Source organism: Variovorax sp. Varisp85 (genome assembly GCF_047304045.1).
GTDB lineage: Bacteria > Pseudomonadota > Gammaproteobacteria > Burkholderiales > Burkholderiaceae_C > Variovorax.
This window is the reverse complement of sequence record NZ_JBGLYN010000015.1, coordinates 1-13,157: the sequence shown is the minus strand read 5'-3', so window position 1 is coordinate 13,157 and position 13,157 is coordinate 1. Positions and strand designations below refer to the sequence as shown.

The following is a 13,157-nucleotide window of genomic DNA, read 5'->3' as shown; positions in this document are numbered from 1 at the left end:
CGTGAATGCGGGGGAGGCTTCGTCACCTTTCGCTCGCCATCATCGACGCGCGTCTGCCTTCTCCCTGGCCTGCTGCGCATCGCACATGGCCGCATGCAGATGGCTCAGCAGCGCAGCGTTGCGCACGATGCCCTGATGGTCGGCATTCACCTCGAGCGAAACCTGCGCCTTGCCGCCGAACTGCGACAAGAGCGCGTTCTTCTGCGCAACCGCCCGTCCCTTCTTCCACCAAAAATGCGGCGCCACTTTCACGCGCGGGAATGCGGCGATCTTTTGCGTGATCGCGTTCATGCGCCGGGTGGCGACGATCCCCTGGAAGATGTCGCCCGGCTTCATGCCCATGCCAGCCGCCGCCACGATTTCCTCGACGGCGTCGCGCACGGTCTCGTCGGAGCCCGAGCGGATCGGCTCGAAGCTGTCGAGCATCGCGTTGACGGCCTCGTGGCCCATGCCGCCGCTCGCGGTGTCCAGGACGAAATCCCGGAAGTCCTGGTACCAGCCGTGCGGATCGAAGCTCTCGTCCAGCAGAAAGCTGTCGACCATGCCGAGGAAGGCGACGTCCACGCCCTGCTGTTCCAGCAGGCTGGCGACATGCACCGCGACAACTGCGCCCAATGACCAGCCGACGATGCCCACGGGCCCCTGCGGCTGCGTCCTGCGGATGACATCGGCGTAGTACCGGGCCATCTGCTCGATGGAATCCAGCCCGGCGACGTCATCCGCATAGCTCAGGCCGTAGACGGCACGCGAGTCTTCCAGGTGGCGCGCCATCGGCCGGTAGTCGATCGGATGGCGCAGCGCGGGCGGCACGCAGAACAGCGGCATCGCATCCGCCGGCCCGGCATACGCGTTCAGCAACTGGACAGGCTGCGGCGGCGCGCCCATGTCCAGCTGCGCGACCAACCTGGCGATCGTCTGCTTCTCGAGCAGATCCTGCAGGGAGATCTGCACGCTCAGCACACGGGACTTGTTGATCCTGGCCAGCAGCCTGAGCGCGACGAGTGAATCGCCGCCCAGCTCGAAGAAGTTGTCGTTGCGCCCCACGCGCGGCACACCCAGCACCTGAGCCCATATCGCCGCCAGTGCCGCTTCGAGCACGCCCTGCGCGCCCTCCTGAGGCTGCTCGTCGCACGTCGGTGCACGGCCGAACTCCGGGGCCGGCAGGGCCTTGCGGTCCACCTTGCCGTTGGCGTTCAGCGGCAGTGCGTCGAGCACCACCAGCGCGGCGGGCACCGTGTAGTCGGGCAGCGCCTGGCCGAGCTTCTGCCGAAGCTGTGCCGTGTCGATGTCCTGCCCTGACACGTAGCCCACCAGCCGCGTACCCGTCGGGCCCTCGTTCGCGATGACGACCGCTTCCCTCACCTCGGGCTGCGCCAGCAACTGCGCCTCGATCTCCCCGAGCTCGATGCGGAAGCCCCGCACCTTCACCTGGTGGTCGATGCGGCCCAGGTACTCCAGCTGGCCCTCGTGGCTCCACTTCACCAGATCGCCCGTGCGGTACAGACGCTCTCCGCCTTCCGTCGCAATGAAGCGCTCCGATGTCAGACCCGCCCTGTGCAGGTAGCCGCGAGCCAGTCCGGCCCCCAAGACGTACAGCTCGCCCGCCACGCCCACCGGCACCGGGTTGAGTTGCCCATCGAGTACGCGCATCCCCAGGTCGGGGATGGCGATGCCCACGGGACTGCGCTGCAGGCCCAGGTCCTCGGCGGTGATCCGCCGGTAGGTCACATGCACCGTGGTCTCGGTGATGCCGTACATGTTGATCAGTTGCGGGCTGTCATCGCCATGGTGCTCGATCCACCCGCGCAGGCGCTGCGGGTCGAGCGCTTCGCCGCCGAAGATGACGGTGCGCAATGTCAAGTCATGGACTTGCGGCAGGCTGGTCAGTTGGCCGAAGGCCGAAGGCGTCTGGTTGAGCACCGTCACCTTCTGCACTTGCAGCAGCTGCAGGAAGTCTTCCGGCGAGCGGCTGACCCAGAACGGCACGATGACCAGCTTGCCGCCGGTGCACAGGGCCCCGAAGATCTCCCACACGGAGAAGTCGAAGGCGTAGGAGTGGAACATCGTCCACACGTCCTCGGGGCCGAAGCCGAACCAGGCATCGGTGGCGTCAAGCAGCCGTGTCACGTTGCGGTGGCACAGCTGCGCGCCCTTGGGACGGCCGGTGGAGCCGGAGGTGTAGATCACGTAGGCGAGGTTCTCGCCGTGCAGGTCGAGCTGCGGATCGTGCGACGGTTCTTCGGACAGGTCGAGCGTGTCCAGTGCCAGCACCTGCAGCGCCTCGGTGCCCGGCATCTGCAGGTGGCTCTGCGTGAGCAGCAGCGCGATGCCGCTGTCGCGGACCATGTAGGCCAGCCGATCTGCGGGGTACTCCGGGTCCAGCGGAACATAGGCGCCGCCGGCCTTCAGGATCGCCAGGATACCCACCACCATCTCGATGGAGCGTTCCACCGCGATGCCCACCTTGGTCTCGGGCTTCACGCCCCGGGCGATCAGCCGGTGTGCAAGGCGGTTGGCCTGTGTGTTGAGTTCGCCGTAGCTCAGCGTTTGCTCGCCGAAGCACAGCGCGGGTGCTTCGGGGCGCGCACGCACTTGCCGTTCGATCAGCCGATGGATCGGCTCGCCGGCTTCGGCTGCCTGCCTGCACGCACCCCACGAGGCCAGTTGCACACGCTCCGCCTCGCTCGAAAGATCGATCTCCGAAAAGACCTGGTCCGGATCGACCGTCAACGTCTCGAGCAGGCGCACATACCAGCCCGCCAGCCGCGCCACGGTGGCCTCCCCAAAAAGATCGGTGTTGTATTCGATCTGCGCGTACGCACGCGTCGGTTCGATGAAGAAATCCAGCGACAGGTCGAACTTGGCGCTCGCGTTGCCGCCCCCGACCTGCTCCGCGCGCACGTCGCCGAACGCGAGGTCGGCAACGCTGTCGCTCATCTGCACGCCGAACATCGCCTGGAACAACGGGTTGCGCGACGCATCGCGCTTTTCGTTCCGGCCGGCCAGCAGCGCATTGAGGGGAAGGTCCGCATGCTCCAGCGCCGACAGCGAATCGCGCCGCACCCGCCGGCAGATTTCGCGCAACGTCGCGCGCGGCTCGAGCCGCGCCCGGAACACCTGGGTCGTCACGAAGAACCCCACCAGGTCGCGCACCTCGTCGCGATGGCGGCCGGCATTGGCCACGCCGACGGCAAAGTCGTTCTGGCCGCTGTACCGGCCCAACAGCATCTGCCACGCCGCGAGCAGGACCACGAAGGGCGTGCATTTCTCCGTGCGACAGAACTTCTGCAACGCCACCGCCAGCGCCGGCTCCAGCGCGAAGCGATGCACCGCACCGTCGAAGGTCTGCCGCGCAGGGCGCGCCGCGTCGAGCGGCAGCTCCAGCGGTGGCACATCGGCACCCAGGTGGGTGTTCCAGTAGTCCAGTTGCTTCGCCAGGCCCTCGCCCTGCAGGCGCTCGCGCTGCCACAGCGCGTAGTCGGCGTACTGGGCCGGCAAGGCCGGCAGCCGCACGGCCGCACCCGCAGCCAATGCCAGGCGGTAGGCCGAAGCGAGGTCCGCAGCGAGGATGGGGTTGGACCACGCGTCCGACACGATGTGGTGCAGGCAGACCGTCAGCACATGCTCCTGGCCCGACAGCCGGATCAACCTGGCCACCAATGCAGGCGCGGCGTCCAGGTCGAACACATGCAGGGCCGTCTCGCCCGTCAGCGCATCGACGCGCGCCTGCCGCGCGGCCCCGGACTCCAGGGACAGATCGAACCGCTCCAGCATGAACCTCACGTCCCGCACCATCTGCTGCATGGGCACGCCGTCTTTCTCGAAGAAGCGGGTGCGCAGGATGCCGTGGCGATCGATCACGGCCTGGAACGCGCGCTCGAGCGCATCCGCGTCCAGCGGGCCATGCAGGCGGAACGTCCGCGGCAGGTTGTAGGCCGTCAGCCCCGGCTCCAGGCGCTGCAGGAACCACAGCTGCTCCTGCGCAGGGGACAACGGCACCTCATCGCCGTCCGACACGCGATGGAGGATTTCGTCGTCGCCATCGTCATCCGCCCATCCGTTCTCCGCTGAAATCCGCCGCGCCGCATTGCTGCTGTTCATCACTGTTCCATCCTGTATGCCGAAACCGATCCCTCGTTCTCCATCGTGCGAAGCGCCGCTGCGAGCGTGGCGACGCTGGGATGGTCGAACACCAGCCCCGGCGCGATGTCGATCCGCAGCTGCTTGCGGATGCGCGCCACAAGCTTGATCACAAGCAGCGAGTGCCCTCCCAGCTCGAAGAAGTCGTCTTCCACGCCGATGGCGTCGCGCTGGAGCAGGCTTGCCATGCACTCGGCCAGCACCGATTCGAGCGCGTCGCGCGGTGCCGCCGCCACCGGCTTGCGGTCATCGCTGCGTGCCGCGGACAGCAGCGACTGCCGGTCGATCTTTCCGTTCGGCAGCCTCGCGAACTCCGCGACGAAGATACAGCGCGCAGGCACCATGTGTGCGGGCAGCAGCGTGCCCAGCCGTCCTGTCAGCGCCGAGCGACCGGCCTCCGACGCGAGCGCCCCGTCACCCACGACGAAGGCCCGGAGTTCGGCGTCGCCTCCACCGCCCGGTACCGCCAGCACCACGGCCTGTCGCACGCCGGGCTGCGACAGCAACACCGCCTCCACCTCGGCCGGCTCGACGCGAAAGCCCCGGATCTTGATCTGGTCGTCCGCCCGCCCCGCCAGGCGGATGCCGCCTTCGGGCAGCACGCAGGCCAGGTCGCCCGTGCGGTAGAGCTCTTGCCCCGGCTCGAATGGATCGGCCACGAAAGCGCCTTCCACCTCCCGGTTCAGGTAGCCGCGGCACAGCTGCGCACCGCCGACATACACCGCCCCCAGCGCGCCGCTCGGCACCATGCGCAAGGCTTCGTCCAGCACATGGACGCGGTTGTTCGCCAGCACGCGCGACAGCGGCAGCACCGGGGATGCGGCCTCGCCCGCCGATACGCGGTGCACCATCACGCCCACCGTCGTTTCCGTGGGGCCGTAGTGGTTGTAGATCGCGGTATCCGGTGCAAGCCTGACGATGCGCTCGATGAGCGAGCGCGGTGCAGCCTCGCCGCCCAGCACCAGCGTGCCGGGCAGCTTCGGCGCCTCGTCCTCGAGCAGGGCCTCCAGGTGGGAGGGCACCATCTTGAGCGCGTCGATCCGGCGTTCGCGCATGAAGCCGGCGAAGGCCCGCGCATCCTTCACGTCGCCCGCTCCCGCCAAGACGAGGCAGGCACCGTTGTGGAACGCACCGAAGAGCGCGGTGTTGCCCAGGTCCGCGACGACGGAGCTTGTGAGCGCCCAGCGGCGGCAGCGAGCCAGGTCCATGGCCGATGACACCGCAGCCACGTAGTTGAGCAACTGCCCCTGCCCGATCACCACGCCCTTGGGCGTCCCCGTCGAACCCGAGGTGTAGAGCACATAAGCCAGATCCTGCATCGCGGGTTGGCATGCCGGTGCGCTGTCGGCAACACCGTCGAGGTCCATGTCGTCCAGCGATGCCTGCCGCCACGGCGCATCGCCAGCCGAAGGCACGCCTGCGGCATGGAGCACGAGCGACGGCACGGCGTCTTCCAGCACGGCCTGGCGGCGCGCGGCGGGCCACTCGGGGTCCAGCGGCAGGTAGCCCGCCCCGATGCGCCAGCTCGCCAGCATCGCCACCAGCAGATCGGCCGATCGCGGAAGGTTGAGCGCCACCAGCGTTCCAGCCGCGGCGCCCCGGGCCTGCAGCCAGTGCGCCATCCGGTTGATTCGCGCATCGAATTCGCGATAGCTCAGCAGCACGTCGCCAGCCTCCAGCGCGGGCGCGTCCGGCGTCGTCCGCGCCCAGCGGGCGACATGCCCGGCCAGCGTGAGGCTTCCGAAATCGGCCGCCGCACCGCGCGCTGCCAGCAGCAGCAATTGGCGCTCGCGCTCACACACCAGCGCGAGGCTGCCGACCGGCGCGCGCGGCTGCGCCACGGCATCCTCGAGCAAAGTCTGGTACTGCCACAGCAGCCGCTCCACGGCCTGGGGCGAATAGCGCGACACATCCGCATGCACGGACAACGTGAAAGCCTGCCCGGCCCGACCGACCTGCATGGCCAGTTCGAAACAAGGCAGCGGCCCGGGCGCGGTGTCCACGCGCCAGGCCACGGCACCGTGCGAGCGCACCGGTATCTCGTCGAAGCCGAAGCCCACGTCGAGGTGCGCAGAGATCGGCGGCGCATCGATCGCCCAGTACTCCTGGGCCTCGGCGTGCGCCTCGAGCGTTTCGCCCAGGCGTGCGATCCAGTCGGAGAAGCGCTCGTCGGGCGCGATGTCCACGACCACGGGCAGGATCTTCTCGAAGACGCCCACCGCTCCCCGCATCACTTCGTAGTCGTGCCGGCAATCGTTCTGCCAGCCGGCGACGAAAGGCCTGTGGCCGGTCAACCGGGCCACGAGCAGCCACCACACGGCCTGCAGGAGCAGGTCGGTGCCGCACCCGAGCTGCCCGGCCGCTTCCTGCGTGCGGGCGGCAAACGCCGCATCGAGAGGAAGGGAGAGGCTGGCACGCGCCGGCGACGCGACCTCGCGTACCCCGTCCATCCGGTTGTTCAGGCGCGGTGCCTGCAGCACATCGGCGCGGTCGATGCAGGTCTGCCAGTAGCCGCGCCCGTCGGCGGCCTCCTCGCCGCTGTCGAGGTCCTGGCGCCATTCGACGAACTGCGTGTACTGGAAAACCTCGTCCGCATCGACGGCCTGCCCCGTAAGGTAAGCCGTTGCAATCTGATCCAGCAGGCCGTGCAGGCTGCCCTTGTCCGCGGCGAACACGCTGGCAACCAGCACGAACTTGTGCCGTGTTTCGCCGAGCCGGGCAATGCCGACGCGCAGCGCCGCGCCGCTCGCGACATCCAGCGGCTCCTGCGTGCACGCGGCGATCCAGTCGGCCAGCGCGGTCGCGCTGTCGGCATTGCCGCGAAGGTCGATCCTTTGCCAGCGCAGCGCAGCCGCCGCATCCAGGGCCTGTTGCCTGAGACCCCGGAAGCCGGGAACCTGCAACACCGCCGAGCGCAAGGCCACATGGGCTTGCACGATCGAGCGGGCCGCGGCCTCGAGGCGCGTCGCGTCGAGCTCGCCGTCGAGGTCAGCCTGCAGCACGAGCTTGGGCGCGCCGGGAGCGGCCTGCTCCCCATGCTGCGCCCGGATGGCACGTTGCTCAGGACTGAGCGGCAGCGAGGAAGTCGTGGTTTCGAGAATGGCAGCCATGGCTTCAGCCCTCGAACACGGCGGGTTGCCGAGCGGCCCCGGGAGCCTGCGCAAGCGCGGTGCGGTCGCACATCGCACCCATGGCGACCACGATCTTGCGCGGCCCCTCGTACGGGTCCCTCGCGTGTGCCGCGAGCATGTTGTCGAGCATCACCACGTCGCCCTGGCGCCAGTCGAAGCGCACGGCGCACGCTTCGTAGGCGCGGCCGACCACTGCCATGGTCTCGTCGTCGATCGGCGTGCCGTCGCCGTAGGTCACATGCCGCGGCAGGTACTCCAGGCCACCGGCCATGGCCAGCAGGTCTTCGCGCACGTCCGCCTCCAGGCAGCTCGCATGGTGCAGCTGGATCTGGTTGAAGAAGACGCGCTCGCCGGTGACGGGATGCGTGATCACCGCCGGGCAGCGGGTACGGGTCTGCAGCGTGTCTTCGTCCAGCCAGCGCCAGGCGGTGCCGGCCAGCGCGAGGCGCGTCTCGACTTCGGCCTTGCTCTCGGTCTTGAAGAAGTCCTTCCAGCTCACGTCGAACCGGGGTACGAAGGTGCGCACGTACATCAGCTCCTTGCGCTCGAACTCGGCCACCATGCCGGCCGGCAGGAGGCGCAGCATCTCGCGGCAATCGACGATGGGCGTGGCGCCGCCCACGGGCGAAGGCAGCTCGCAGAAGAACCACTGCTTGCGCGGCCAGCGGTCGAGGTGCGAACTCTCGTTGTGATACAGGATCATCTGGCGCTCGGGGTACGGGGTCGAACGGTAGGTGTTGCGCCCACCCTCCTTCTTCGGAAGATCGCCGTAGCCGCCGTAGAGCTCGGGTTCGATCACTTCCGCGAAGGCCTCGAATTCCTGCGGCGTGCGCAGGCCGAAATTGCGCAGCAGGATGCCGCCGTGCTTGCCGAGGCTGGCCTCGATGTACGCGCCCTGCTCCCGGGCCCATGCCACCGCGTCGATGTCGCTGCCCGTGGCCTCGATGACCAGTGGGAAAGCCCGCTGGTCCGACAGGAAGGAGGTGCGCACGGGCGAGCGCGGTGCGGCCTGGACGTTGCGATCCTTGGCGGTGAATTTCTTGAGCTTCTGCAGCTTGCCCGGCGCGGGCGAGGTAGACGGCATGGTGTTTCTTTCCGTGTTGGATGGAATGACGAAGCCCTCCAGCATCCCGTTGGGTGCCGCGACGACCTGCTGCAGGAGACCGCGCCACGCCGTGGATGCGCGCTCGATGGTCTCGCGCAGGTACAGGCTGGAGGCGAAGGTCCACTCGGCCCGCAGGCCGCTTTCGTTCTCTCTCACGAACACCGCGAGATCGAACTTCGATGTCGTCCCGGGCCTCGGGATCGGCTCGATGACCACGCCGGGGATCTCGAAGCGTCCCTCGGGCATGTTCTGCATGACGAACAGCACCTGCACCAGCGGGCTGTGCTGGCGGCTGCGGGGCGCGCCGACCAGTTCGACGATCTGGTCGAAGGGCACGTCCTGGTGTTCGAAGGCCGACAGCGTGCTCTCCTTGATCCTCGAGAGCCACTGCACGAAAGGCAACGCGGGCGCGAGCCGGGAACGCAGCGGCACGACGCCGACGAAGAAGCCGATCAGCTCTTCGAGCGCCGGATGGTCGCGCCCTGCGACGTCGGTGCCGACCACCAGGTCGTCCGACGCGGCCTGCCGGTGCAGCACGAGCAGGAAGGCCGACAGCAGCAGCACGTACAGCGAGGTCTTCTGCTCCCGCGCAAGGCCACGCAGCGCTTGCGCGAGCTCGTGCCCGATCTCGATGCCGACCGTGTCGCCCGCCGCCGACGCCACGGGAGGCCGGGCGTGATCGGGCCTGAGCGTGGACAGGGCGGGTGCGGCCTCGAGGTAGCTGCGCCAGAACGCGGCGTCCCGCGCAAGGTTCTGCGCGAGCTTGCGGTGATGCCAGTCGGCGTAGTCGGCGTACTGGATCGCGAGCGGCGCAAGGGGTGAGTCGCGCCCTTCCCGCAGCCCCGCATACAGGGCCATGAAGTCCTGGATGAAGACGGCTTCGGACCAACCGTCGAACACGATGTGGTGCACGCACAGCAGCAGCACGTGTTCCTCGGGCTGCAGGCGCAGGACGGCCGCCGCGAAGGCCGGGCGGGTGGCCAGGTCGAACGCGGTGCCCGCGTGCGCGGCGAGCGCATCGTGCATTGCCCTCGCCTGCACTTCGGCCGGGAGGTGCGAAAGATCCGTCAGCGCAACGGCAAGCTCGCTCTCCGGCGCAATGCGCGCCACGGGATCGCCATCGTCGTTCTCGGGAAACCAGGTGCGCAGCACTTCGTGCCGTTGCACGATGGCGTCGAGCGTGGCGCGCACCAGGTCGACATCGAGCGCGCCCGACAAGCGCAGTGCCGCCGAAATGTTGTAGGCCGCGTGCTTGCCGTCCGATGCATCCGACAGCCGATTCACCAGCCACAGGCGCTGCTGCGCGGGCGAGAGCTTCATGTCGGCCACGCGCTCGACCGGTTGCAGCACCGGCGCGCGAGCGGACAAGGGGGCGTCGTGCCGCGCCCGGGCGACATTCGCGAGGTCGCGAAGCACCGGGTGCTCGAATATCCTGCGCAGCGGCAGGTCGAATCCGCCATCGACGCGCGCCCTCGACGCCAGCTGCGCCGCCAGCAGCGAATGCCCGCCGAGCTCGAAGAAACTGTCGTGCCGTCCCACGCGCGGCACGCCCAGCACCTCGGCCCAGATCGCGGCCAGCTTCTCTTCCACCGCGCCTTCGGGTGCCTCGTATGCCCGGTCGCTCGCGAACTCAACCTCCGGCAGCGCCTTGCGGTCGATCTTGCCGTTTCCGTTCAGGGGCAGGCGCTCGAGCACGACGATGGCGGCCGGCACCATGTAGTCGGGCAGTGCCGCGGCGAGGCGGTCGCGCAGCGTCGCCGTATCTGCCGCCTGCCCTGCCTGCAGTGCGATGTAGGCGGCCAGCGATGCGCCGTTCGCGCTCTCGCGCGCCACCACCACGGCCTCGCGAACCTCGGGCTGCGCCAGCAGCTGCGCCTCGATCTCGCCGAGCTCGATGCGGAAGCCCCGCACCTTCACCTGGTGGTCGATGCGGCCCAGGTACTCCAGCTGACCTTCGGGGTTCCACTTCACCAGGTCGCCCGTGCGGTACAGCCGCTGGCCGTCCTGCGCCGCGATGAAGCGCTCGGACGTCAGGCCCGCGCGCCGGAAATAGCCGCGCGCCAGGCCGATGCCGCCCAGGAACAGCTCGCCCGGCACGCCCACGGGCGACGGGTTGAGGAAGCCGTCCAACACGTGCAGCGTCGTGGCCGCGATCGGCCCGCCGATGCGGGGCCTGCCGCGAACCGCGGCCGCCGTCGACCAGATCGTGGTTTCGGTGGGGCCGTACATGTTCCAGAGCTCGACGCCGAGCGCCAGCAGGTCTTGCGCAAGGTCTTCCTGCAGCGCCTCGCCGCCGCACAGGCCCTTGAAGTTCGCGGCCTGGCCGCCGTTCCATCCAGCGGCCCGCAAGAGCCGCCAGCCCGCGGGCGTGGACTGGAGCACGGTGGCACCGCACCCGTCCATCAGTTGGCCGAGCGCACTTCCGTTGCGCACCACGTCCCTCGGTGCCAGCACTAGGCGCGCGCCAGCGAGCAGCGGCAGGTACAGCTCCAGGGCGGCGATATCGAACGACAGGGAAGTGACCGCGACCAGCACGTCGTCCTGCGTCATGCCCGGCGCCTGCATCATGCTCAGCATGAAGTGGCTGAGCGACCGGTGCCGCACCATCACGCCCTTGGGCTTTCCCGTGGAGCCGGAGGTGTAGATGACGTAGGCCAGGTTCTCGCCTCCGAGCGCGACCTGCGGGGCGGCATCGGAGTGGCTGCCGGTGTCCAGCGTGTCCAGCGCCACCACCTGCAGCGCCTCGGCGCCCGGCACCAGGGCTCTCAGGTTGTCTTGCGTGAGCAGCAATCCGATGCCGCTGTCGGCCACCATGTAGGCGAGGCGGTCCACGGGGTACTCCGGGTCGAGCGGCACGTACGCCCCGCCGGCCTTCAGGATCGCCAGGACCCCGACCACCATCTCGACGGAGCGCTCCACCGCGATGCCCACCTTCGTCTCCGGCTTCACGCCAAGGGCAATCAGGCAATGCGCCAGGCGATTGGCCCGTGCCTCGAGCTCCGAATAGCTCAGCGCCTCGTCACCGAAGACCAGCGCTGTCGCGCCCGGCCTGAGCGCTGCCTGCCGCTCGATCAGCCGATGCACCGGCTCGTCCTGCGCATACCGCATGGGGTTTTCGCCCCATGCGGCAAGCTGGCGCCGTTCGTCGCCGGACATCACCTCGAGTTCGCAGGCCGGCCGCTCGGGCTGCACCGACAGGCCCTGCACGACGGCCTCGACGGCGGCGGCCATCAGGCCGCACACGCGAGCGGCATCCACCGCCTCGTGAATCTGCGCGACCAGATGGAAGCCCTCGCCCAGGTCGTCCACCGACATCTCGATCGGGTAGTTGGTGCGCTCCCTGCTGCCCAGGATCTCCATGCCTTCCCACAACGGGGCCTTCTCTTTCTCCTTGCCCTGCTGCGCGCCGTAGCGGTAGTTCAGCAGCGCCGTGAACAGCGGCATCCGTTGCGGCAGCGCGCTGCAGCGCTGCGCCAGCGACAGGCTGGCGTACTCGTGATTCAACAGTTCGCTGAGCGCCGCGTGCGTCTGGCGCACGCACGCCTGCACGCTTTGCGTTCCCAGCCGGATGCGCACTGGCAGCGTATTGATGAACATGCCGAGTGCCCGGTCGACATTCGCACCGCCCTGCATGCGGCCGAACAGCACGGTGCCGAACACCACGTCGTCCCTGCCCGTGGTCTTGCCCAGCACCAGCGCCCAGGCCATGTGGAACAGCGCCGCGGCGCTCACGCCGCATCTCTGCGCCTGGCTCCTGACCTGCGATGCGAGCCGTGCATCCAGCGCAAGCGAGGCTTCCCGCACCCGGGTGCCGTCGCCTTGCACGTCGAGCAGGCCGAAGGGCGCCGTCGGCTCCTCCACATCGGCGAGCATCTGGCTGAAGAAGGCCTTGTGCCCGGCCTGGCTCAGGTCCAGCCTGGCCTGCCCGACGAAGTGGCGGAACGGTACGGGCGCCGGCAACTCGGCGCTGCGGCCTTGCTGGATCAGCGCGATTTCCTCGACGACCAGCTCCAGCGTGGTGTGGTCCACCACCAGGTGATGGTTGGCCAGCTGCAGGAGCCAGCGGCCCTTGTCCGCTTCGTGGGCCGCAATCACCCTCAGCATCGGTGCCTTGCGCACGTCGATGCGGTAGCGCGCCGGGTCGACGTGGGCATCGAGCCGCGCGGAAGCGCTCGCGCCGCCGGGCCCGGCATCGGCCAGCCACTGGAGTTCGAGCACGGCCTTGCGATGCACCACCTGCATCGGTTCGGGAAGGTCTTCCCACATCACGGCCGTTCGCAGGATGTCGTGGCGCGCGATCACTTCGTTGAAGCTGGCGACGAAATGCTCGAGCCTTCCGCGGCTTTCGAAACTCAGGCGGTTCAGCGTGATGTATGCGTCGCCCTCGGCCTGCAGTTGGTGGTGGAAGAGCATCCCCTCCTGCATCGGCACCAGCGGATAGATGTCCTGGATGTTGGCGGCCCCGCCCGGCACCGCCGCCTCGATGCGCGCGATCTGCCGTGCATCCAGGGTCGCCAGCGTCAGCATCTCCGGCTGGATCGCCCGGCAATCCGCCGGAATGCCGTTGGGAGGAACGGACAGCTCCTGCCGCGCAGGCTCCAGCACCAGCGCCTGCGCGAATGCGCCGAGCTGTGGCTGCTGGAACAGCGTGCGCACCTGCGTCGACCAGCCCTGGGCGCGCATGCGCTCCAGCAGCCTCAGCGCCAGCAGCGAATGGCCGCCGAGTTCGAAGAAGTTGTCGTTGCGGCCCACGCGCTGCACGCCCAACACATCGGCCCAGA

3 protein-coding genes are annotated in these 13,157 nt (G+C 68.8%); all 3 read right to left on the bottom strand.

The window, feature by feature from the left end:
- Positions 1-39: 39 nt before the first annotated feature.
- The 3 genes from ACCC97_RS08455 to ACCC97_RS08445 are packed head-to-tail and all read right to left on the bottom strand — an operon-like array spanning position 40 to position 13,146.
- Positions 40-4,101, bottom strand: coding sequence for an amino acid adenylation domain-containing protein (locus ACCC97_RS08455; protein ID WP_413332288.1), 4,062 nt, complete (start codon positions 4,099-4,101; stop codon positions 40-42).
- Positions 4,101-7,250: a non-ribosomal peptide synthetase gene (locus ACCC97_RS08450; RefSeq protein WP_413332286.1), complete on the bottom strand. Its 3,150-nt coding sequence runs from the start codon at positions 7,248-7,250 to the stop codon at positions 4,101-4,103. The genes ACCC97_RS08455 and ACCC97_RS08450 overlap by 1 nt, the downstream gene beginning before the upstream one ends.
- Before the next feature lie 4 nt (positions 7,251-7,254).
- Positions 7,255-13,146, bottom strand: coding sequence for an amino acid adenylation domain-containing protein (locus ACCC97_RS08445; protein ID WP_413332374.1), 5,892 nt, complete (start codon positions 13,144-13,146; stop codon positions 7,255-7,257).
- Positions 13,147-13,157: the final 11 nt, after the last annotated feature.